This is a genomic window from Pseudomonas shirazica (assembly GCF_015168335.1).
Classification (GTDB): domain Bacteria; phylum Pseudomonadota; class Gammaproteobacteria; order Pseudomonadales; family Pseudomonadaceae; genus Aquipseudomonas; species Aquipseudomonas asiatica.
This window is the reverse complement of the sequence record NZ_CP063456.1, coordinates 1,059,841-1,082,049: the sequence shown is the minus strand read 5'-3', so window position 1 is coordinate 1,082,049 and position 22,209 is coordinate 1,059,841. Positions and strand designations below refer to the sequence as shown.

The window sequence follows — 22,209 nt, the reverse complement described above, 5'->3', positions numbered from 1 at the left end:
ATGAACGACCACAACAACAGCATCAACCCGGAAACCGCCATGGCCACCACTACCATGACCATGATCCAGGCCCTGCGCTCGGCCATGGATGTCATGCTCGAGCGCGACGACAATGTGGTGATCTACGGCCAGGACGTCGGTTACTTCGGCGGCGTGTTCCGCTGCACCGAAGGCCTGCAGAACAAGTACGGCAAGTCCCGTGTGTTCGACGCGCCGATCTCCGAGAGCGGCATCGTCGGCACCGCCGTGGGCATGGGTGCCTATGGCCTGCGCCCGGTGGTGGAAATCCAGTTCGCCGACTACTTCTACCCGGCCTCCGACCAGATCGTTTCCGAGATGGCGCGCCTGCGTTACCGCTCGGCCGGCGAGTTCATCGCCCCGTTGACCCTGCGCATGCCCTGCGGTGGCGGGATCTATGGTGGCCAGACCCACAGCCAGAGCCCGGAAGCGATGTTCACCCAGGTGTGCGGCCTGCGCACTGTCATGCCGTCCAACCCGTATGACGCCAAGGGCCTGCTGATCGCCTCGATCGAATGCGATGACCCGGTGATCTTCCTGGAACCCAAGCGCCTGTACAACGGCCCGTTCGACGGCCACCACGACCGCCCTGTCACCCCCTGGTCGAAGCACCCGCAAAGCGCCGTACCCGATGGCTACTACAGCGTGCCGCTGGACAAGGCAGCCATTACCCGCCCCGGCAATGACGTGACCGTGCTGACCTACGGCACCACGGTGTACGTGGCCCAGGTGGCCGCCGAAGAAACCGGCGTCGACGCCGAGGTGATCGACCTGCGCAGCCTGTGGCCGCTGGACCTGGAGACCATCGTCGAGTCGGTGAAAAAGACCGGCCGCTGCGTGGTGGTACACGAAGCTACCCGCACCTGCGGCTTCGGCGCCGAACTGGTGTCGCTGGTACAGGAACACTGCTTCCACCACCTGGAGGCGCCGATCGAGCGCGTCACCGGTTGGGACACCCCCTACCCCCACGCACAGGAATGGGCTTACTTCCCAGGGCCTTCGCGGGTAGGTGCGGCATTGAAAAAGGTCATGGAGGTCTGAATGGGCACGCACGTCATCAAGATGCCTGACATTGGCGAAGGCATCGCGCAGGTCGAGTTGGTCGAGTGGTTCGTCAAGGTCGGCGACATGATCGCCGAAGACCAGGTGGTGGCCGACGTCATGACCGACAAGGCCACCGTGGAAATCCCTTCGCCGGTCAGCGGCAAGGTGCTTGCCCTGGGTGGGCAGCCCGGTGAAGTGATGGCGGTCGGCAGCGAGCTGATCCGCATCGAAGTGGAAGGCAGCGGCAACCATGTGGATGTGCCCACCAAGGATGTGCAAAAGCCCGAACAGGTCGAGGCCCCCGCGGCCCCGGTAGCCGCCAAGCCAGAGCCGCAGAAGGAAGCAAGACCGGCCGCTTGCCAGGCGCCTGTCAACCACGAAGCAGCCCCGATCGTGCCGCGCCAGCCAGGCGACAAGCCGCTGGCCTCGCCGGCGGTGCGCAAGCGTGCCCTGGATGCCGGTATCGAACTGCGTTACGTGCATGGCAGCGGCCCGGCCGGGCGCATCCTGCACGAAGACCTCGACGCCTTCATGAGCAAGCCGCACAGCGCTGGCGGGCAAGCGCCGAGCGGCTATGCCAAGCGCACCGACAGCGAGCAGGTACCGGTGATAGGCCTGCGCCGCAAGATCGCCCAGCGCATGCAGGACGCCAAGCGCCGCGTCGCGCACTTCAGCTATGTGGAAGAAATCGACGTCACCGCCCTGGAAGCCTTGCGCCAGCAGCTCAACAGCAAGCACGGCGACAGCCGCGGCAAGCTGACCCTGCTGCCGTTCCTGGTGCGCGCCCTGGTCGTGGCACTGCGCGACTTCCCGCAGATCAACGCCACCTATGACGACGAAGCCCAGGTCATCACCCGCCATGGCGCGGTGCATGTGGGCATCGCCACCCAGGGTGACAACGGCCTGATGGTACCGGTACTGCGCCATGCCGAAGCTGGCAGCCTGTGGAGCAATGCCGGCGAGATCTCGCGCCTGGCCAACGCTGCTCGCAACAACAAGGCAAGCCGCGATGAGCTGTCCGGTTCGACCATCACCCTGACCAGCCTGGGCGCACTGGGAGGCATCGTCAGCACGCCGGTGGTCAACACCCCGGAAGTGGCGATCGTCGGCGTCAACCGCATGGTCGAGCGGCCTGTGGTGATCGACGGCCAGATCGTCGTGCGCAAGATGATGAACCTGTCCAGCTCGTTCGACCACCGCGTGGTCGATGGCATGGACGCCGCGCTGTTCATCCAGGCCGTGCGCGGCCTGCTCGAACAACCCGCCTGCCTGTTCGTGGAGTGAGCATGCAACAGACTATCCAGACTACCCTGTTGATCATCGGCGGTGGCCCTGGCGGCTACGTGGCTGCCATCCGCGCCGGGCAACTGGGCATCCCCACCGTGCTGGTGGAAGGCCAGGCACTGGGCGGTACCTGCCTGAACATCGGCTGCATCCCGTCCAAGGCGCTGATCCACGTGGCCGAGCAGTTCCACCAGACCTCGCGCTTTGCCGGCCCGTCGGAGCTGGGCATCAGCGTCGCCTCGCCGCGCCTGGACATCGGCCAGAGCGTGGCCTGGAAGGACGGCATCGTCGACCGCCTGACCACCGGCGTCGCAGCCCTGCTGAAAAAGCACGGAGTCAAGGTGATCCATGGCTGGGCGAAGGTGCTCGACGGCAAGCAGGTCGAGGTCGATGGCCAGCGTATCCAGTGCGAGCACCTGTTGCTGGCCACTGGCTCCAGCAGCATCGAACTGCCAATGCTGCCGCTGGGCGGGCCGATCATTTCCTCGACCGAAGCCCTGGCGCCGAAAACCCTGCCGCAGCACCTGGTAGTGGTGGGCGGCGGCTACATCGGCCTCGAGCTCGGCATCGCCTACCGCAAGCTGGGCGCCCGGGTCAGCGTGGTGGAGGCGCGCGAGCGCATCCTGCCAACCTACGACAGCGAGCTGACCGCCCCGGTGGCCGAATCGCTGAAGAAGCTGGGCATCACCCTGCACCTGGGGCATAGCGTCGAAGGTTACGAAGGCGGCTGCCTGCTGGCCCGTGATGGCCAGGGCGGCCAACTGCGCCTGGAAGCCGACCAGGTGCTGGTGGCCGTGGGCCGCCGGCCACGCACGCAAGGTTTCAACCTGGAGTGCCTGGACCTGAAGATGAACGGCGCCGCCGTCGCCATCGACGAGCGCTGCCAGACCAGCATGCGCAACGTCTGGGCCATCGGCGACGTGGCCGGCGAACCGATGCTGGCGCACCGGGCCATGGCCCAGGGCGAGATGGTCGCCGAGATCATCGCCGGCAAGGCGCGCCGTTTCGAACCCAGCGCGATCGCCGCGGTGTGTTTCACCGACCCGGAAGTGGTGGTGGTCGGCAAGACCCCGGAGCAAGCCAGCCAGCAAGGGCTGGACTACATCGTCGCGCAGTTCCCGTTCGCCGCCAATGGCCGGGCCATGAGCCTGGAATCGAAAAGCGGTTTCGTGCGGGTGGTGGCGCGCCGTGACAACCACCTGATCCTGGGTTGGCAGGCGGTTGGCGTGGCGGTTTCCGAGTTGTCGACGGCGTTTGCCCAGTCGCTGGAAATGGGCGCGTGCCTGGAAGATGTGGCCGGCACCATTCATGCCCACCCGACACTGGGTGAGGCGGTACAGGAAGCGGCGCTGCGCGCGCTGGGCCACGCCCTGCATATCTGACACTGAAGCGGCCGAGGCCGATTTGGCCCGCAGCGCCCCTGGCGTTGCGGGTCTTTTTTCAGGGGCGAGTCAGTGCCGGCCTCTTCGCGGGTAAACCCGCTCCCACAGGGACATCACTGCCCGTGAGAGCAGTGGCGCACCTGTGGGAGCGGGTTTACCCGCGAAGAGGCCGGCACAGGCTACTCGGCAATGGCGTTCTTGCCGCTCCCCTTGGCCCGGTACAGCGCCTTGTCGGCACGCGCCAGCAGTGCATGCTGGTCCTCCCCTTCCTCCCGTTGCACCACACCGTAGCTCATGGTCAGCCGGCAATCGCCCACCGGCTCTATCTGCGCCATCGCCTGGCGCAAGCGTGCAGCCACCTCCAGTGCCTCGCCCAGCGACTCCTGCGGCAATACGATGACGAACTCGTCCCCACCCCAGCGCGCCAGCAGGTCCTGCTCCCGCAGGCAGGCACGCAGGACGTCGACCACCCGCAACAGCGCCGCATCGCCATGGGCATGGCCATAGCGGTCATTGATCGGTTTGAAGTCATCCAGATCCATGGCTATCAGCGACAACGGCTGGCGAAAGCGCTGGGCACGCTCGCACTCCAGTTGTAACGCCTTCTCCAGCCGATAGCGATTGGCAATGCGGGTCAACGCATCACGCTCGGCCAGCTCGCGGTTTTCGTCCAGCTGCCGCTGCAACTGCTGGTTCACCCAGGACAGCTCGCGAGTGCGTTCGGCCACCTGGCTTTCCAGCGACTGGTTCCTCTGCTGCAGTTGCGCCACCAGGCGCTTGTTGGCGTCAATGTTGCGGTGGGCACCAAGCATGCGCGCCACCGAGCCGTCCTCGTTATGGGCGATGATGTAACCGCTGTCTTCTATCCACAGATAGCTGCCATCCTGGCAACGGCAGCGGTATTCGACCAGATAGTGCTCGTTACGCTGGTTGATGTACGCCTCGAAATGCGCCATCACCCGTGGGTAGTCCTCCGGGTGGATCACGCTTTCCCAGGTGAGCACCGAGTTGGCCATGGAGTGGCTGGGGTAGCCAAGCATGGCGTACCAGCCCGGGTTGCGATAGACGTAGCCGGTATTGGCATTCCAGTCCCAGATACCATCGCTGATAAGATCGAACAACGTACGCAACTGCTGCTCACTGAAGCCGGCAGGTACCGGCCGGGTTTCCTGACTCATTGACGCTCTCCCTGACGGCTGGCGCACCCGAACAGAATAGCCCCGACGCCCTGTTTTTGCGGCGCTGTGAAAGCAGGCATGGATCGAGGACGCTCAAGCCAGATGCAACAGCGCCTCCTCCACCGCGGCAACCACCTGGTTGCCCTTGGCACCCGGCAGCCGCCATGCGGCGATGGTCACACCCAGTGGCACAGCGCGGTCGATGGGGGCGACCAGTTCACCGCTGTCCAGGTAGCGCTGCACCAGGCTTTTGCGCCCTATCAGCACCCCGGCGGCCAGCAAGGCTTGCTGCAGGGCGATCGAGTACAGGGAAAAACCCGGCCCACGGGCAACGAACTTGTGCCCGGGCATCACCGCCCCCGTCCACACCGCCCAGTCGTTCCAGCCCACGTCAGCGATGCAACGGGCGTCGGCAAGGTCCTCGGGCTTGGTGATGCTGGTGGCCAGGGCCGGCACGCACACGGGCAGGATTTCTTCCGTGGCTATCCTGCGTTGCCAGCGCTCGGGCTTTTCGGTGTAGAACAGGCACAGGTCGAACGGGCTGCGCTTCAGGTTGGGCGGCTCATCCACCGCAGTCACCGAGATCTCGATGGGTGCCAGCAAGCGGGTCAGTTCCGGCAGGCGTGGCCCGATCCACAACTGCGCCAGAGCAGGCGATGTGACGATATGCACCCGCTGCGGTGCCGCCAGGCGGCGCAGTGCGCGCGCAGCGGCTTCCACGGCGTCGAATGCCTCGGTGAACTGGCCTTTCACGCTTTCGCCCAAGGGCGTCAGCCGTACGCCTTTGGCATGGCGCTCGAACAAGGCCGCGCCGTATTCGTTCTCCAGGGTCTTGACCAGGGCGGCGATGGCCCCCGGTGTCACCTTCAGTTCGAGTGCGGCACGGGCAAAACCGCCCAGGCGGGCTGACGCTTCGAAGGCACGCAAGGCATTGAGCTGCAGCGAGTGCCGGGTAGGGGTGTCGAGGTACACGGTTTCAGGCCTATTTTTTTTAGGCCTACTATTTCAGAAATCTGACGTTGTGGCCAACTGTCGCGCGCATTAACGTGGACGTGCCGCCCTTGTACCGCCTGCACACTTTCAAGGATTTCAAATGCCGTATCCAAGCGCGCCCCAAGCGTTCAGGCAAGGTGCCCACAGCGCCCTGCCATTGACCTCCGGCATAGTACCCTTCGGCCTGATCACCGGGGTCACGGCGATCGGCATGGGCCTGTCGCCAACCGATGCCATCGGCATGACCTTGCTGTTCTACTCCGGTTCGGCGCAGATGGTGGTGATGCAGTTGATGCAAAGCGCAGCCCTGCCGGTGACCATGGTAGTCACCGCGCTGGTGATCAACCTGCGCTTCCTGATGTACAGCGCCAGCCTGGCCCCGCACCTGGGCCAGTTGCCCCGCCGCCGCAAGTGGCCGATGGCGTACATGCTGTCGGACCAGTCCTTCGCCCTGTGCATGCTGAAGATGGGCACGGGCGGGCTGGGACAGTATGCCTACCCCTACTATGCCGGTACGGCAATCACCATGTTCTTTGGCTGGAACCTCTCGGTGCTGGCGGGCATGTACCTGGGCGCGAGCATTCCTGAAGACTGGTCGCTCGGCTTTGCCATTCCCTTGTCGTTCCTGGCCCTGTTGATACCCGGCATTCGCAATGCAGCCACGCTTGGCACAGCGCTGACCGGCGGTGTGCTCGCCGTACTGGCCGTCGACCTGCCCTACAACCTCGGCCTGCTGGCTGGCGCGCTGGGCGGCATCATCGCCGGGCTGGCCATCGAGAACTGGCAAACACAGCAAACTGCGGCAGAAGCCAATACCGAGCAGGAAGCATCATGAGCGAAACGACCCAGTGGATGACCTTCATTCTGATCGGCCTAGGCACCTTCGCCATCCGCCTGTCGTTCATCGAGTTGCACACGGTGTTGCGCATCCCCCCACTGTTTCGCCGCGCCCTGGCGTATGTGCCAGCCAGCGTGTTGGCCGCATTGGTACTGCCGGCCGTGGTATTCCCCGACCGGCAGGCGGGGTTCGACTGGATGAACCCGCAGATACCAGCGGCGATACTGGCCGCGCTGGTGGCGTGGCGTACGCGCAGCACGATGCTGACGCTGATTGTAGGCATGGGAGTGCTGTGGGCCTTGAAGCATCTGGGGATGTAGGAATACGCAGCTTCAAGGCTTCCCGATTTCGCGTCACCAACACCGGGTGGACGCGGTAAGGGAACGAAAGGAAATGGCGTCCCAGGCAGGAATTGAACCTGCAACCTTCCCCTTAGGAGGGGGATGCTCTATCCAATTGAGCTACTGAGACGCAAGTGCCGGCAGCGAACGCTGCACAGCAGGACGGCCAGCATGTTAACCAGCATGCTGGCGTTTGTCATGCCTAAAGCGGGCTTTTTCGCGTAATCCTTTTCTGCCAATGCTACACCTGCGGCAGCACACCTTCATCATGCAGCAGCGTGAACAATGCCGCGACTGCGGTTTCCAAAGTGGTGGAGTTGTCCAGCACATGCAGCGACGGATCAGCCAGCGCCTGCAAGCGTGCATTACGTGCCAGGCGCTGCTCGATTTCCTCTGCGCTTTCCCGGCCGCGGGCCAACAGGCGCTCGCGCAGCACTCCGTGCCTGACCTCCACCAGCACTGCCAACAAGTTCGGGTAGCGCCGGCGCGCCTCGGCGAGATAAGCCCGCGAACCATTCACCAGCACCGACCTGCCCGCCGCCAGCCACTGATCCACCTGCAGTGGAATGCCGTAATCCAGGCCATTGGCGCGCCAATGCATGGCGAACGCGCCCTGTGCTCGCATTGCTTCGAACTGTTCGGCCGTTACGCCATGGGCGGCTTCGCCCTTGGCTTCAGCCGAACGGGTAATGACGCGACGAGCGATTTCCACCCCGGCGGCTGAAAGCCGCTGACGGGAAGCGTCAATCAGGGAATCTTTCCCGGAACCCGACGGTCCTACCAGATATATCAACCGGCCTGTGCCTGATTGGCGGTCGCTTGCATCATGTTGCATAGCCACTATGCTCTATGGAGGAAAACCCGCACATTCTAGGGAAATTCCCAGCCTTTTGCTGCGTTTTACCAGTTTTTGACGGCAAGAGTCTGACGATTGGGCAAGCCGGTGCATGTAAAACTTTTCAAACCAGTACTCATTTCTGATAATTGGTACTGGCACAAAGCCTTTATCCGGCTCACTATTTGTCACAGAATTGACGCCAAGGAAACGGCGACCATGAGGCAAGATGAGCATCCATTTTTCACAGACGGTTGAACATTTCGTCGTCGCCACGGTCGTACTACCACCCCGTGCGGCCAATTTGAGAACCGCTTCCCCTGAACCAAAATCCGGTCAATTTATATGCGCCCAATGAAACAGGCTATTTATTCGAGCCGCACCGCTGACAAGTTCGTCGTCCGCCTGCCCGACGGGATGCGTGAGCGCATTGCCGAGGTAGCGCGCAACCATCACCGCAGCATGAACTCCGAAATCATCGCGCGCCTGGAACAGAGCCTTATCCAGGAAGGTGCGCTGGGTGACGATTTGAGCATGCGCCTGGACAGCCCCGAACTGTCCCTGCATGAACGCGAGTTGCTGCAACGCTTCCGCCAACTGTCGCACCGCCAGCAGAACGCGCTGGTGGCCCTCATCGCTCACGATGTGGAAATGGCTGCCGACGCCTCCTGAGGTTTGCAGCCGAACACAAAAAAGCCAGCGTAAGCTGGCTTTTTTGTAGGTGGTGTCCCTGCAAGAGACGCGATCCGCGGGTTACAGCAGAAACACTGTCGCCAGCCCGAGGAAGATGAAGAACCCACCACTGTCGGTCACCGCGGTAATCATCACGCTGGAGCCCATCGCCGGGTCGCGCCCCAGGCGTGTCAGGGTCATCGGAATCAACACCCCCATCAAGGCCGCCAACAGCAGGTTCAAGGTCATCGCCGCAGTCATCACCAGGCCCAACGACCAGCTGCCATACAACCAGAACGCCACCGCACCGATCACCCCGCCCCAGATCAGGCCGTTGAGCAGCGATACCGCCAGCTCCTTGCGCATCAGGCGGCTGGTGTTGCCCGGTGACACCTGGTCCAGCGCCATGGCACGCACGATCATGGTGATGGTCTGGTTACCGGAGTTGCCGCCAATGCCTGCCACGATCGGCATCAGTGCGGCCAGGGCCACCAGTTTCTCGATCGAACCTTCGAACAGGCCGATCACTCGCGAGGCAACGAAAGCGGTAATCAGGTTGATGGCCAACCAGGCCCAGCGGTTGCGCAGCGAACGCCAGACCGAGGCGAAGATGTCTTCTTCCTCGCGCAAACCGGCCATGTTCAGCACTTCGCTTTCGCTTTCCTCACGAATCAGGTCGACCATTTCGTCGATGGTCAAGCGGCCGATCAGGCGTTCGTTCTTGTCCACAACTGGCGCAGATACCAGGTCGTAACGCTCGAAGGCCTGCGCCGCATCATAGGCATCTTCCTCGGGGTGGAAGGAGACCGGATCGGTCGCCATGACCTCCGCCACCTTCTTCTCCGGGTCGTTGACCAGCAGGCGCTTGATCGGCAATACGCCCTTGAGAATGCCGTCATAGTCGACCACGAAGAGTTTGTCGGTGTGGTTCGGCAGCTCTTTCAGGCGGCGAAGGTAGCGCAACACCACTTCCAGGCTGACGTCTTCGCGGATGGTGACCATCTCGAAGTCCATCAGCGCACCAACCTGCTCCTCGTCGTAGCTAAGCGCCGAACGCACGCGCTCGCGTTGCTGTGCATCGAGGGTTTCCATCAGCTCGTGAACAACGTCACGCGGCAGCTCTGGAGCCAGGTCGGCCAGCTCGTCGGCGTCCATTTCCTTGGCGGCGGCGAGCAGCTCGTGATCGTCCATGTCGGCGATCAGCGATTGCCGCACGGCGTCGGACACTTCCAGCAGGATGTCGCCATCGCGATCCGAGCGCACCAGCTGCCAGACCGTCAGGCGGTCTTCCAGGGGCAATGCTTCGAGTATGTAGGCGATGTCGGCGGGGTGCAGGTCGTCGAGTTTGCGCTGCAGCTCGACGAGGTTCTGGCGGTGGACCAGGTTTTCCACCAGGTCGTGGTGGGCGCCTTCCTGACGGTGGGTCAGGTCTTCTACCACGCGCTGGCGCTGCAGCAGTTCGACCACCTGGGCCAGGCGGTCCTGCAGGCTTTCCTGCGCTTTTTTTACTTCTACTTCAGTCATAGGCGAACTCCACTCCCAGCAGCGGAGCACGCCGGGAGAATCAATCGGTCAGATCTTTCTGTATGAATCTTGTTAGCGAGTAACTACTGGGTAAGTCCATGGTGGTTTTCCACAAGCCCCGGCGGGGCTGACGGGCGCAATCATACACTGCTAAAGCTGTCAGATCGCTTAAAATTTTTGGCCAGAACAATCGTTTGCGTGATAAAGCTGGGACAACGCTCGAAGCTATCAGTGCGACGGTGGGTCTGGCGGTTAAAGCACATTTGTTGTGTGCCTGGATGTGTATGCGATACCTGATCGAATTCGGGGCTGCTTTGCAGCCCTTTCGCCGGCAAGCCAGCTCCCACAGGGACAACACAGTCCAGAGAGCAGCGCGATACCTGTGGGAGCTGGCTTGCCGGCGATGGGCCGCATGGCGACCCCAAGCTACACCACAATCATTACAGAAGAGCGTAGATCGACATCAGCAACAATTCATTGGCGTAGAAAAACAAAAAGCCCGCTCAACTGAGCGGGCTTCTTGATTTGGTGTGGCGGACTCAGGAGGATTCGAACCTCCGACCGCTCGGTTCGTAGCCGAGTACTCTATCCAGCTGAGCTATGAGTCCGTGGTGGTATTTTTAGACCAGATTACCACTGGTTGATTGAAGCAGCCTTGCAAGCAAAGCCACTTCAAAAGTGGCGGACTCAGGAGGATTCGAACCTCCGACCGCTCGGTTCGTAGCCGAGTACTCTATCCAGCTGAGCTATGAGTCCGTGTCTTGCCGCGCATTATAGGTCGCTGAAACATTTTTGCAAGAACTTTTTCGTTTAAAATCAACTACTTAGCGTTCTTACCGTTTGCAGCGCTCTAAGCGAATAATGGCGGTGAAGGGGGGATTCGAACCCCCGATACCCTTATGAGGTATACTCCCTTAGCAGGGGAGCGCCTTCGGCCACTCGGCCACCTCACCGCAACACGAGGCGAATATTAAACAGGCTCTTCCTCGTTTGCAACCCTTTTTTTGAAAAAAACTTCAAAAAAATTAAAGGCTTGGCTCCTCGTCCTTCTCTTTCTTGATCCGCAGGTAGATTTCCTCGCGGTGTACAGCCACTTCTTTCGGGGCGCTGACGCCAATACGCACCTGGTTGCCTTTTACGCCGAGCACCGTCACGGTGATCTCGCCGTCTCCAATGATCAGGCTCTCGGCGCACCGACGAGTCAGAATCAACATAGCTTTCTCCTTACGCAAAACATTCAGGGGGTAACAGTCTTGGGTGTCGCGGCCTGGTCGTGGACGACGACCTGGGCCTGGTTGATCGCCACACAGGGCAGGACGGGCCTGCGTGGCGAGCAGAAACGCGAAGGGCGCGGCAAGCCGCGCCCTTCCAGGCAGCGTATTACTCGCTCTGTCGTGCCGGGGCGTCGAGCTCGAACGCGGTGTGCAGCGCGCGTACGGCCAGCTCCAGGTACTTCTCTTCGATCACGACCGAAACCTTGATCTCGGAGGTGGAGATCATCTGGATGTTGATGCTCTCCTTGGCCAGGGCTTCGAACATGCGGCTGGCAACACCGGCGTGCGAACGCATGCCGACGCCGACGATCGAGACCTTGGCGATCTTGGTGTCGCCGATCACTTCACGGGCACCGATTTCGCGGGCAGTGTTTTCCAGCACGCTCTGCGCCTTCTCGTACTCGTTGCGGTGCACGGTGAAGGTGAAGTCGGTGGTGTTATCGTGGGCAACGTTCTGCACGATCATGTCGACCTCGATGTTCGAGGCACTGATCGGGCCGAGGATCTTGAAGGCCACGCCCGGGGTGTCCGGCACGCCGCGAATGGTCAGCTTGGCTTCATCACGGTTGAAGGCGATACCGGAAATGATCGGCTGTTCCATGGATTCCTCTTCATCAATGGTAATGAGGGTACCCGGACCCTCCTTGAAGCTGTGCAGCACGCGCAGCGGAACGTTGTACTTGCCGGCGAACTCCACCGAACGGATCTGCAGCACCTTGGAACCGAGGCTGGCCATTTCCAGCATCTCTTCGAAGGTGATCTTCTCCAGGCGCTGGGCCTGCGGCACAACACGCGGGTCGGTGGTGTAGACGCCATCGACGTCGGTGTAGATCTGGCACTCGTCAGCCTTCAGCGCAGCCGCCAGGGCCACACCCGTGGTGTCGGAGCCGCCACGGCCAAGCGTGGTGATGCTGCCGTGCTCGTCGACGCCCTGGAAGCCTGCTACCACGACCACGCGGCCTTCCTTGAGGTCGGCACGAATCTTCTGGTCGTCGATCTGCAGGATGCGCGCCTTGTTGTGTGCGCTGTCGGTGAGAATGCGCACCTGGTTGCCGGTGTAGGACACCGCTGGCACACCGCGCTTGATCAAGGCCATGGTCAGCAAGGCAATGGTGACCTGCTCACCGGTCGACACGATCACGTCCAGCTCACGCGGAACCGGCTGATCGGTGATCTGCTTGGCCAGGTCGATCAGGCGATTGGTTTCACCGCTCATTGCCGACAGCACAACCACCAGGTCGTCGCCCGCTTCACGGTGTTTCTTGACCTTATCGGCTACCTGCTCGATCCGCTCGATGGAACCGACAGAGGTGCCGCCAAATTTCTGTACGATCAACGCCATTTCAATGGTGCCTCAGCCCATACAGGGCCCCAAAAAACAATCCAACATGAAGAGGCCGGCGACTAGACCGCCGGCCCCCTCATCTCAAAGTCCCTGCTCTGCGAATGGCACGGCCAGCGCCAGGGCCTGGTCCAGTGCGGCGACGTCGACGCCGCCACCCTGAGCCATGTCCGGACGACCACCGCCCTTGCCACCCACCGCCGCAGCGGCTTGTTTCATCAGATCGCCAGCCTTGAGTTGGCTGGAGAGGTCCTTGGTCACGCCGGCCACCAGCACAACCTTGCCCTCATGCTCGCTGCCCAGCAGGATCACTGCGTGGCCGAGCTTGTTCTTCAGCTGATCGACCAGCGCCAGCAGTGCCTTGCCGTCCTGTCCATCCAGGCGGGCGGCGAGCACCTTGGCGCCCTTGACCTCAACGGCCGCGTTGGAGAGATCATCCCCGGCGGCGCTGGCGGCCTTGGCCTGCAGCTGTTCCAGCTGCTTCTCCAGCTGGCGGTTGCGCTCGAGCACAGCCGACAGCTTGTCGATCAGGTTGTCGCGGTTACCCTTCACCAGCTGCGCGGCTTCCTTGACCTGCTCTTCGGCAGCGTTCAGGTAGGCCAGCGCAGCAGCGCCGGTGACCGCTTCGATACGGCGCACGCCAGAGGCCACGCCGCCTTCGCTGATGATCTTGAACAGGCTGATGTCACCGGTGCGCTTGGCGTGGATACCGCCGCACAGCTCCACCGAGAAATCGCCGCCCATGCTCAGCACACGCACGGTGTCGCCGTACTTCTCGCCGAACAGCGCCATGGCACCCTTGGCCTTGGCGGTTTCGATGTCGGTCAGTTCGGTTTCCACCGCAGTGTTCTTGCGCACTTCACGGTTGACGATGTCTTCCAGGGCCTTGATCTGCTCCGGTTTCACCGCCTCGAAGTGGCTGAAGTCGAAACGCAGGCGCTGGCTGTCGACCAGCGAGCCTTTCTGCTGTACGTGTTCGCCCAGTACCTGGCGCAGCGCTTCGTGCAGCAGGTGGGTGGCGGAGTGGTTCAGCGAGGTGGCGTGCTGCACGTCGGCATCGACCTTGGCCTCGACCGGGGAGCCGATCACCAGCGCACCGCTGGCAACCACGCCGTGGTGCAGGAAGGCACCACCGGTCTTGGTGGTGTCGCGCACGTCGAAGCGCGCAGCGCCAGCCTGCAGGTAGCCGGTGTCGCCCACCTGGCCACCGGATTCGGCGTAGAACGGCGTGCGGTCGAGCACGACCACGCCCTGCTCGCCTTCACCCAGCTGGTCGACGGCCTGGCCGTCCTTGTACAGGGCGATGATCTTGCCCTGGCCTTCGGTGGCCTCGTAGCCGAGGAACTCGGTGGCGCTGTCGACCTTGACCAGGCTGTTGTAGTCCATGCCGAAGGCGCTGGCGGAACGGGCACGTTCACGCTGGGCGTCCATCTCGCGCTCGAAACCGGCTTCGTCGATGGTCAGCTCGCGCTCACGGGCGATGTCGGCGGTCAGGTCCATCGGGAAGCCGTAGGTGTCGTACAGCTTGAACACCACGTCGCCCGGCACCACATCACCCTCGAGCTGGGCCAGGTCCTGCTCAAGGATGCGCAGGCCCTGCTCCAGGGTCTTGGCGAACTGTTCTTCTTCAGCCTTGAGCACGCGCTCGATGTGCGCCTGCTGGCTGTTCAGTTCCGGGAAGGCCTCGCCCATTTCAGCGACCAGCGCGGCAACGATCTGGTAGAAGAAGCTGCCTTTGGCGCCCAGCTTGTTACCGTGGCGGCAGGCGCGGCGAATGATGCGGCGCAGCACGTAGCCACGGCCTTCGTTGGACGGCAGCACGCCGTCGGCGATCAGGAAGCCGCACGAACGGATGTGGTCGGCGACCACTTTCAGCGAGGCCTGGCCCTCATTGCTGCAACCGATGGCCTTGGCCGCGGCCGACAGCAGGTTCTGGAACAGGTCGATCTCGTAGTTCGAGTGCACGTGCTGCAGCACGGCGCTGACGCGCTCCAGGCCCATGCCGGTGTCCACAGACGGCGCTGGCAGCGGGTGCAGCACGCCGTCGGCGGTGCGGTTGAACTGCATGAAGACGTTGTTCCAGATCTCGATGTAGCGATCGCCGTCTTCTTCCGGCGAGCCGGGTGGGCCGCCCCAGATGTCCGGGCCGTGGTCGTAGAAGATCTCGGTGCACGGGCCGCATGGGCCGGTGTCGCCCATGGTCCAGAAGTTGTCGGAAGCGTACGGGGCGCCCTTGTTGTCGCCGATGCGCACCATGCGCTCGGCCGGCACGCCGACTTCCTTGGTCCAGATATCGTAGGCTTCGTCGTCAGTGGCGTAGACGGTGACCCAGAGCTTTTCCTTGGGCAGGTTCAGCCATTTTTCCGAAGTCAGGAAGGTCCAGGCGAAAGTGATCGCGTCGCGCTTGAAGTAGTCACCGAAGCTGAAGTTGCCCAGCATTTCGAAGAAGGTGTGGTGACGCGCGGTGTAACCGACGTTTTCCAGGTCGTTGTGCTTGCCACCTGCGCGCACGCACTTCTGGCTACTGACGGCACGCGTGTAGGCACGCTTCTCCGCACCGAGGAAGCAGTCCTTGAACTGGTTCATGCCGGCATTGGTGAACAGCAGGGTCGGGTCGTTGTTCGGGATCAGCGAACTGGAGGCGACTCGGGTATGTCCCTGCTCTTCGAAGAAGCGAAGGAAGGCTTCACGGATTTCTGCGCTTTTCATAGGTTCTTCCACGGAAACGGCGGCCGTTTGGGCTAATACGTCGAATCGACGAAACGACGGCAAAGGGCGCCATTATATCCAGCCTGAACGGGAGATACAGTGTGTTTGTACACCAGAACAGCAATCGGCGGATGAAAAGCCGTTCATTAGCACGACCAGGGCGGAAAAGCAGACCTGCGGGCCCACCCATGCGGTACATAAGCAACACCTGACCCGGGCAGTGGAACGGGATCCTGCCGGCCCACCCTCGCTGCCGGAGCACTCCATGCCTGAGCTGAACATATCCAAACTCCACTCGGACCCGCATCCGCTACCCCACGGCATCATGCAGGCCAACCCGAGACCGATCTACTACATCGACGCCCGGGAACCCGGCCACTCGCAAACCGCCTTCGACAATAACGAAGACAACCCTCGGCAGCAGACCGAGGTCAAGTACATCCAGGCCGACGAAAATGTGCGAATCACCCTCGAACGCGCCTATCCATTGGGGCGGCGCTATCGCCGCAGCACCCCGAACAGCGAGTTGCTGGTCTTCAACGTGGCCCCGCGTGCGCTGCGCGCGAATGAACAGCAAAAGCGCGTACGTATCGCCCCGCGCGAATGCCTGCTGGAAGTGACCATCAACGATGCGGTATTCATGGTCCCCGCGCATACCGCCCAAGCCATTGCCATTCGCCTCACCGATGGCAATCACCACGTGGTCATAGCCCCGGAGGTGAAGAAGACGGTGCTGATCGACATGATAGGGACCGGCAACAGGATCGAGACCGGCGCAGGTATCGTCCACATCGACGCCCATACCGGCACGCACCAGATTGTGGTCGGTAGCGGCCCGGTACTCATCGACAAGGGCGACGCGGTTGTCAACGCCACGGGGCACCGCCTGCTTGGCCGCGAGTCATCCAGGGTCGAGTTCTACCGCAATGCCGAAAACGATGCACGACTGGCCCGGCCCGTGATGGCCGAACATCAGGCCCTGGGCAATATCGGCGTGCGAGTGACGGGTAGCGACCAATTCAGCCAAGCGGCAGAGGATGCGCTGGAACTGCTGCGCAAACTACCCTGTGGCCAGGCGCTACTGGCGGCCCTGGATAAAAAGGCCGGGCAGTCCGGAGCCCCGATCAGCGTGATCGAAGCAGCCAGACACCAATTCACGACCTATACACCCAGCGACCACGAAGAAGATGAAGACGAAGGCCACTTCATCATCGACGAAAACCAGAGTAGCTGGGGATACAGCGGCGGCACACTGGCATACAACCCAGGCTGGTCGACCGCTGCGCAACTGCCACTGCTCGACCTGTACCGCTGCCTGTGCCAAGGCTGGAACTCGATGTCAGGCACCGTCTTTCCGGGCCAGACCGAGGTTCAAGGCAAAAACGGCGCCTATCCGGTGGACAACCTGCTGCTACAGAGCATCGGCTTGCCCACCGATTGCAGGTTCACATTCGGCGGCAGCACCGCCCTGAACACCAACCCACCCGCCTTCACTGAAAACGGGCTGCGTCAGGCGTTGCAACTGGAGCTGCGCACACAGCCATGAACCCAGGCTATCGGGGCCAGCTCAGCCTAATCGCTGGCCGGAGTCGGGAACGATCAGAATCCCCGCCCTGAGGCCATTCTTGACCTTGGGGTTGGGGAAGATGATGCGCGCGCCCTCCTCCTCGACCACCCAACGCGTCTCGGCCAGGTCCTCGGCCAGCAAGTAGCCCTTGCTCAGCTCGGAGAAGTTCTCGATGTCCGCAGGCAGGTGCAGGTGGAAGCTGTCGCTGTGCTTGATGATCTCGCGGGAAACGCTGAACAGCTGCAGGCCATCCAGCGAGCCTTCGCCTTCGGGCTCGGTGTTTTCGATGATGCTGATCAGCCGCTCCTCCAGCTTGTCGAGGTTGACCTCCTCGTTCTGGCCGAACGGGCGGGCCTTGCCCAACTCCAGGGTGAAGGCTTCGGCCTCCAACTGCTCATAGGTGAAGGCGCTGAAAGTGATGGAAGACTTGCTCTGCAACAACACCGCCTCCATGCCCGCCGCCGCCAGGCGTGCCAGCTCGCGACGGGAATGCTTGCGCCCCTCTTTATAAGGGTACAAGGCGAACTGCTCGATCTTCGAGCCGCGGATGGCGGTATGCAGGTCGTAGTGCAGGCGGCTGCGCCCCGTCTTGCTGAAGAACACCCGGGCGAACTGTTCCAGCTCGGCGGCACGCAATGCCTCGAAGCCACTGGACAGCTCGTGGCGGCCGTTGAACAGGCGGTTGATGTCCTGCTCGATGAAGCGCTCGCCCTTGCGGATCGCTGCGGGGTTGCCAAACAGGAAAAGCACCCGGGCCTTGGGTTTGATCTTGCCGTTGGCCACGCCATGCAGCAGCCGCTCGAGCAACTCGATCGGCGCCGTTTCGTTGCCGTGGATGCCGGCGGACAGCAGCAAGTCCAGCCCGCAATCCTCGTTTTCGGCCGGGCGCACTTCGAGCGCGCCCTCCCCCAGCCAGCGCAAACGCGCGCCCTTGGGTGTCACTTGGGTCTTCTCGGCCGGTTCGTGATCGGTGAGGGTCAGCTCAAGCAATTTGCCAAGGGCGAGCATAGGTACTTCCTTAGTGGTGGTGGCCGCAATCGGGGCCATGGACGTGATCGTCGTCTTCGCCGACCTCCGCCGGTTCCATTTCCAGCTGCAGGCTGACCAGGTTGGTGGCCATCGGGCGCAGCAGCAGGTTGGCGTACTCGGTGTCGTCTTCCTCGACATCCACGCCGATCAGCAGCTGGCCACGACCATCCTGCTGAATCCACACTTCCTTGCCTTGCCAGACAACGGCAAAGCGGGTGCAGGAAGTTTCCAGCTGGGTGCCGTCTTCATCTTCCAGGATAAGGCGCAGGGCGTCGGTCATTGCAAAGTCTCTCTTCAAGGTTGGCGTTGGAACGGATACACCGAGCCCAACTTCAGGATCTGGGTCAATTCGTCCAGTGCCGTACGGCATTCCACCAGCAATTGCGGGTCGGCCAGGTCCGCCTCGCCAAGGCGATCGCGGTAATGCTTGTCGACCCACTGCAACAGGGTGTCGTACAGCGAGGCGGTCATGATAACGCCTTGGTTGACCGCTGCCAGTTCCGTTTCCTTCAACGCCACGCGCAAACGCAGGCAAGCCGGCCCACCGCCGTTCTGCATGCTCTGCTTGAGGTCGAACACTTTCACCTCCCGCACCGGGCCGCCCTGGCTGGTCAACTGGCCCAGATAGGCCCAGACCCGCTCGTTGTTGCGGCACTCTTCCGGCACCACCAGCAGCATGGAGCCGTCGTCGCGGCTGAGCAACTGGCTGTTGAACAGGTATGAACGCACTGCGTCCTCTACCGTCACCGCCGCCCGCGGCACGCAGATGGCCTGGAAGTTGCCACCCTTGCTGGCCAGTTTAGCTCGCAGCTGGCCAAGTACCGCGTCCGTCTCAAGGAAAGCGTCCTCGTGGTAGAACAGCACCTCGCCGTTGCCCACCGCAATCACATCGTTGTGGAACACGCCCTGGTCGATCACCGCCGGGTTCTGTTGAGCGTAGACCACGCCGTCATCGCCCAGACCATGCAGCCGGGCCACGGCCTGGGAGGCTTCCAGGGTCTGCCGGGCCGGGTACTTCTGCGGCGCCGGGTAGCGGCTGTCGAAGGCGCTGCGGCCGTAGACGAAGAACTCCACGCCGGCCTCGCCATAGGTACGGCAGAAGCGCGTGTGGTTGGCCGCCCCCTCGTCACCGAACTGTGCCACGGCAGGCAGTGCCGCGTGGTGGGCAAAGTGCTTGTCGTTGCTGAACATGGCCCCCAGCACGCGGCTGGTGGTCGGGTGCTCGATGCTGCGGTGGTACTTGCAGTTGAGGTTGGCAGCAGTGAAATGCACGCGGCCATCGGCAGTGTCGGCACTGGGGCTGACCGTGGCGGCGTTGGCCACCCACATGCTCGAAGCCGAGCAACTGGCCACCAGCAATGGCATGGCCTCCTTGGCGGCACGCTGGATCACTTCGGCATCGCTGCCGCTGAAGCCCAGGCGGCGCAGTGCAGCCACGTCCGGGCGCTCCTGCGGCGCCAGCACGCCCTGCTTGAAGCCCATGTCGGCCAGCGCTTTCATCTTCGCCAGGCCCTGGCGCGCGGCTTCGCGCGGGTTGGAACCCTGCTGGCTGTTGCTCTGCGAAGCCACGTTGCCGTAGGACAGGCCGCCATAGTTGTGGGTAGGCCCCACCAGGCCATCAAAATTCACTTCGTAGGATTTCATCGGCTAGGCTCCGTGACCTGTTGTTATAGGGTGACGCCCGGCGTCAAGGTTGCCGGCAAGGCAAGGCTGGCGGTCTCCAGCGAAGCCACGGGGTAAGCGCAGTAGTCCGCTGCGTAGTAGGCGCTGGCGCGGTGGTTGCCACTGGCACCCACGCCGCCGAACGGCGCACTGCTGGCGGCACCGGTCAGTTGCTTGTTCCAGTTGACGATGCCGGCGCGGCTGCGCAGCCAGAAGTACTGGTAACGGGCGTGGGAGTCGGACAGCAAGCCGGCGGCCAGGCCGTACTGGGTGTTGTTGGCCTCATCGATGGCGGCATCGAAGTCGGCATAGCGGATCACCTGTAGCAGCGGGCCGAAGAACTCTTCGTCCGGGCGCTCGGCCACAGCGGTGACATCGACAATGCCCGGGGTCAGCAGTGCCGCATCGGCCTGTGGCTGGGTCATTTCCAGCAGCTTCACGGCGCCCTTGGCGACCAATTCGGCCTGGGCCGCAATCAGCGCCCGCGCCGCCTGCAGCGAGATCACCGAACCCATGAACGGCGCCGGCTGCTGGTCGAACGCCCCGACCGTGATGGATCTGCTCACCTCGACCAGGCGCGCGATCAGCGCATCACCCCAAGCGCCTTGCGGCACCAGCAGACGACGGGCGCAGGTGCAGCGCTGGCCGGCGGAAATGAACGCCGACTGGATAATGGTGTACACCGCCGCATCGAGGTCCTTGACCTCGTCCACCACCAGCGGGTTGTTACCGCCCATTTCCAGGGCCAGGATCTTGTCCGGGCGGCCGGCGAACTGCTGGTGCAGCAGGTTCCCGGTGCGGCTGGAGCCAGTGAAGAACAAGCCATCGATACCTGGGTTGGCGGCCAGCGCCACACCCGTTTCGCGCGCACCCTGCACCAGGTTGAGCACACCCGCCGGCAGCCCGGCGGCAATCCAGCAATTGACGGTCAGTTCGGCCACCTTGGGCGTCAGCTCACTGGGCTTGAACACCACGCAGTTGCCAGCCAGCAGCGCTGGCACGATATGGCCGTTGGGCAGGTGACCAGGGAAGTTGTACGGGCCGAACACCGCCACCACGCCATGGGGCTTGTGCCGCAGCACGGCCGTGGCATCGGCCAGCGGGCCGCTCTTCTCGCCGGTGCGCTCGCGGTAGCTCTGCACCGAGATCGCGACCTTGTTGATCATGCTGGTGACTTCGGTCGCCGACTCCCACAGGGGCTTGCCGGTTTCCTCGCCGATGCACTGGGCCATGGCTTCGGCATGCGCTTTCAGTTGCGCGGCGAACTTCTCCAGCACATCGATACGCGCCTCCAGGCTCAATTGCGCCCAGGCCGGGAAGGCCTGACGCGCAGCCTGCACGGCGGCACCCACCTGGCTGGCGTCAGCGCCCTGCCCCTGCCAGACGACGGCTTGCGTCACCGGGTTGAGCGACTGCAGGGTTTCGCCCTGGCCAACCTGCCAATTGCCTGCGATGTAATGCGTGGTCATTTACTGGGCCTCCCGGCTTGCCGACAGCGGCACGGCGCGCACGTTGTCGCCGGCGCCCATGCGCAGGCGCTTGGCGGTCAAGGGGTCGACCACCAGGGTACCGGCAGCCAGCCGCGCAGGTGCGGCCGTGATGCGGCAGTCGTCGCGCTTGCGGTTGTGGATGATGTAAGGCGTCGCGTCATCGCCCGGCGTGCCCACCGCCAGCACCAGGGTCTGGCTCTCGCGCACGGCGCGGATCCTGGAGGTGTCGCACTCGATGGCGGGGCCGGCGTCGAAGATGTCGACGTAGCCCTGGTAGTTGAAGCCTTCCTGCTTGAGCATGGCCAGCGCCGGCTCGGTGTCCTTGTGCACGCGGCCGATCACGTTGCGCGCCGCCTCGGACAGGAAGCAGGTGTACAGCGGGAACTTCGGCATGAGTTCGGCAATGAACGACTTGTTGCCCACGCCGGTGAGGTAGTCGGCCTGGCTGAACTCCATCTTGAAGAAGTGCCGGCCCAGGCTTTCCCAGAACGGCGAGCGGCCCTGCTCGTCGGACATGCCGCGCATTTCGGCGATGATCTTCTTGCCGAACAGCTCGGGGAACTCGGCGATGAACAGCATGCGCGCCCGCGACAGCAGGCGGCCGTTGAGGCCGGAGCGGTAGTCGCTGCGCAGGAACAGCGAGCACAGCTCGGAGTTGCCGGTCAGGTCGTTGGCCAGGAACAAGGTGGGGATTTCGCGGTAAATCTTCAGCTCCTGCGAGGCGCTGACGGTCAGCCCGACCCGATAGTTGTACCAGGGCTCGCGCAGGCCGACGGCACCGGCGATGGCACTGATGCCCACCACCATGCCTTCGTCGTTTTCCAGCACGAACAGGTAGTCGGTGTCGCCACGCTCGGCTTCGCCGCGGAAGCTCTTCTCCGCCCAGCCAACGCGATGCCCCAGGCGCTCTTCGTTGGCCGGCAGCGTGGTCAGCCCGGTGGTACCGGTGCTGCGTGCCAATTCGATCAACGCAGGCAAATCGCTGCTGCGTACAGGACGAACGATCATGCTATCTCCTTTTGCGGCG

At 62.9% G+C, this 22,209-nt stretch carries 19 protein-coding genes and 4 tRNA genes; 7 read left to right on the top strand and 16 right to left on the bottom strand.

The genetic code is table 11. From position 1 onward, the window contains the following. From IMX18_RS04940 to lpdA, 3 genes are read left to right on the top strand one after another with little or no spacing between them, the layout of a single operon-like run. On the top strand, positions 1-1,059 hold the full coding sequence (locus IMX18_RS04940; protein ID WP_015271253.1) for an alpha-ketoacid dehydrogenase subunit beta: 1,059 nt from the start codon (positions 1-3) through the stop codon (positions 1,057-1,059). Beyond that, on the top strand, positions 1,060-2,346 hold the full coding sequence (locus tag IMX18_RS04935) for a dihydrolipoamide acetyltransferase family protein (RefSeq protein ID WP_015271254.1): 1,287 nt from the start codon (positions 1,060-1,062) through the stop codon (positions 2,344-2,346). A 2-nt stretch (positions 2,347-2,348) separates the two neighbouring features. After that, entirely contained in the window at positions 2,349-3,728 is a 1,380-nt protein-coding gene (lpdA, locus tag IMX18_RS04930) for a dihydrolipoyl dehydrogenase (RefSeq protein ID WP_217190717.1), read from the top strand. A gap of 179 nt (positions 3,729-3,907) precedes the next feature. Here lpdA and IMX18_RS04925 read toward each other — a convergent pair whose 3' ends face one another. Both IMX18_RS04925 and IMX18_RS04920 read right to left on the bottom strand, forming a co-directional pair. Then, complete coding sequence (locus IMX18_RS04925; RefSeq protein ID WP_085721193.1) at positions 3,908-4,906, bottom strand: sensor domain-containing diguanylate cyclase; 999 nt, start codon at positions 4,904-4,906, stop codon at positions 3,908-3,910. Positions 4,907-4,999: 93 nt separating this feature from the next. Continuing rightward, complete coding sequence (locus IMX18_RS04920; protein WP_015271257.1) at positions 5,000-5,878, bottom strand: LysR family transcriptional regulator; 879 nt, start codon at positions 5,876-5,878, stop codon at positions 5,000-5,002. A gap of 121 nt (positions 5,879-5,999) precedes the next feature. Between IMX18_RS04920 and IMX18_RS04915 the strand changes: the two genes are divergently transcribed. Both IMX18_RS04915 and IMX18_RS04910 read left to right on the top strand, forming a co-directional pair. Further along, on the top strand, positions 6,000-6,734 hold the full coding sequence (locus IMX18_RS04915; protein ID WP_217190719.1) for an AzlC family ABC transporter permease: 735 nt from the start codon (positions 6,000-6,002) through the stop codon (positions 6,732-6,734). After that, positions 6,731-7,057, top strand: coding sequence for an AzlD domain-containing protein (locus IMX18_RS04910; protein ID WP_015271259.1), 327 nt, complete (start codon positions 6,731-6,733; stop codon positions 7,055-7,057). The genes IMX18_RS04915 and IMX18_RS04910 overlap by 4 nt, the downstream gene beginning before the upstream one ends. A gap of 74 nt (positions 7,058-7,131) precedes the next feature. Here IMX18_RS04910 and IMX18_RS04905 read toward each other — a convergent pair. Both IMX18_RS04905 and phnN read right to left on the bottom strand, forming a co-directional pair. Then, positions 7,132-7,208: transfer RNA gene (locus tag IMX18_RS04905), tRNA-Arg, on the bottom strand. A 111-nt stretch (positions 7,209-7,319) separates the two neighbouring features. Continuing rightward, positions 7,320-7,913: a phosphonate metabolism protein/1,5-bisphosphokinase (PRPP-forming) PhnN gene (gene phnN, locus IMX18_RS04900; protein WP_054573231.1), complete on the bottom strand. Its 594-nt coding sequence runs from the start codon at positions 7,911-7,913 to the stop codon at positions 7,320-7,322. Positions 7,914-8,258: 345 nt separating this feature from the next. Between phnN and IMX18_RS04895 the strand changes: the two genes are divergently transcribed. Beyond that, positions 8,259-8,585 (top strand): Arc family DNA-binding protein, encoded by a 327-nt coding sequence (locus IMX18_RS04895; protein ID WP_015271261.1) that lies wholly within the window; start codon positions 8,259-8,261, stop codon positions 8,583-8,585. 81 nt (positions 8,586-8,666) lie between these two features. Here the strand turns inward: IMX18_RS04895 and mgtE are convergent, their stop codons facing one another. The 7 genes from mgtE to alaS all read right to left on the bottom strand — a co-directional run bounded on the left by mgtE (position 8,667) and on the right by alaS (position 15,434). Next, positions 8,667-10,109, bottom strand: coding sequence for a magnesium transporter (gene mgtE, locus IMX18_RS04890; RefSeq protein WP_015271262.1), 1,443 nt, complete (start codon positions 10,107-10,109; stop codon positions 8,667-8,669). A gap of 531 nt (positions 10,110-10,640) precedes the next feature. Beyond that, positions 10,641-10,717, bottom strand: a tRNA-Arg gene (locus IMX18_RS04885). 71 nt (positions 10,718-10,788) lie between these two features. Further along, positions 10,789-10,865: transfer RNA gene (locus IMX18_RS04880), tRNA-Arg, on the bottom strand. A gap of 106 nt (positions 10,866-10,971) precedes the next feature. Further along, positions 10,972-11,062 (bottom strand) — tRNA-Ser (locus IMX18_RS04875). Positions 11,063-11,134: 72 nt separating this feature from the next. Next, positions 11,135-11,323, bottom strand: a complete 189-nt coding sequence (csrA, locus tag IMX18_RS04870; RefSeq protein WP_003254503.1) for a carbon storage regulator CsrA — start codon at positions 11,321-11,323, stop codon at positions 11,135-11,137. Positions 11,324-11,489: 166 nt separating this feature from the next. Further along, complete coding sequence (locus IMX18_RS04865; protein WP_013973645.1) at positions 11,490-12,725, bottom strand: aspartate kinase; 1,236 nt, start codon at positions 12,723-12,725, stop codon at positions 11,490-11,492. A gap of 84 nt (positions 12,726-12,809) precedes the next feature. Further along, the gene (alaS, locus tag IMX18_RS04860; RefSeq protein ID WP_015271263.1) at positions 12,810-15,434 is read right to left on the bottom strand and encodes an alanine--tRNA ligase; all 2,625 of its coding nucleotides are present in this window, start codon (positions 15,432-15,434) and stop codon (positions 12,810-12,812) included. Positions 15,435-15,699: 265 nt separating this feature from the next. Here alaS and IMX18_RS04855 point away from each other — a divergent pair, with 265 nt between their 5' ends. Then, complete coding sequence (locus IMX18_RS04855) at positions 15,700-16,980, top strand: M91 family zinc metallopeptidase (protein WP_085721189.1); 1,281 nt, start codon at positions 15,700-15,702, stop codon at positions 16,978-16,980. Between the two features lie 21 nt (positions 16,981-17,001). Here the strand turns inward: IMX18_RS04855 and astE are convergent, their stop codons facing one another. Genes astE through astA form a run of 5 tightly spaced genes read right to left on the bottom strand, consistent with a single transcriptional unit; the run spans position 17,002 to position 22,190 of the window. Next, the gene (gene astE / locus IMX18_RS04850) at positions 17,002-18,009 is read right to left on the bottom strand and encodes a succinylglutamate desuccinylase (RefSeq protein ID WP_217190721.1); all 1,008 of its coding nucleotides are present in this window, start codon (positions 18,007-18,009) and stop codon (positions 17,002-17,004) included. Positions 18,010-18,019: 10 nt separating this feature from the next. After that, on the bottom strand, positions 18,020-18,310 hold the full coding sequence (locus IMX18_RS04845) for a topoisomerase II (RefSeq protein ID WP_003256592.1): 291 nt from the start codon (positions 18,308-18,310) through the stop codon (positions 18,020-18,022). A 14-nt stretch (positions 18,311-18,324) separates the two neighbouring features. Beyond that, on the bottom strand, positions 18,325-19,674 hold the full coding sequence (gene astB / locus IMX18_RS04840; RefSeq protein WP_015271266.1) for an N-succinylarginine dihydrolase: 1,350 nt from the start codon (positions 19,672-19,674) through the stop codon (positions 18,325-18,327). 23 nt (positions 19,675-19,697) lie between these two features. Then, entirely contained in the window at positions 19,698-21,161 is a 1,464-nt protein-coding gene (gene astD / locus IMX18_RS04835; protein WP_039612610.1) for a succinylglutamate-semialdehyde dehydrogenase, read from the bottom strand. Continuing rightward, positions 21,162-22,190, bottom strand: a complete 1,029-nt coding sequence (gene astA / locus IMX18_RS04830) for an arginine N-succinyltransferase (RefSeq protein WP_013973651.1) — start codon at positions 22,188-22,190, stop codon at positions 21,162-21,164. Positions 22,191-22,209 lie beyond the last annotated feature (19 nt).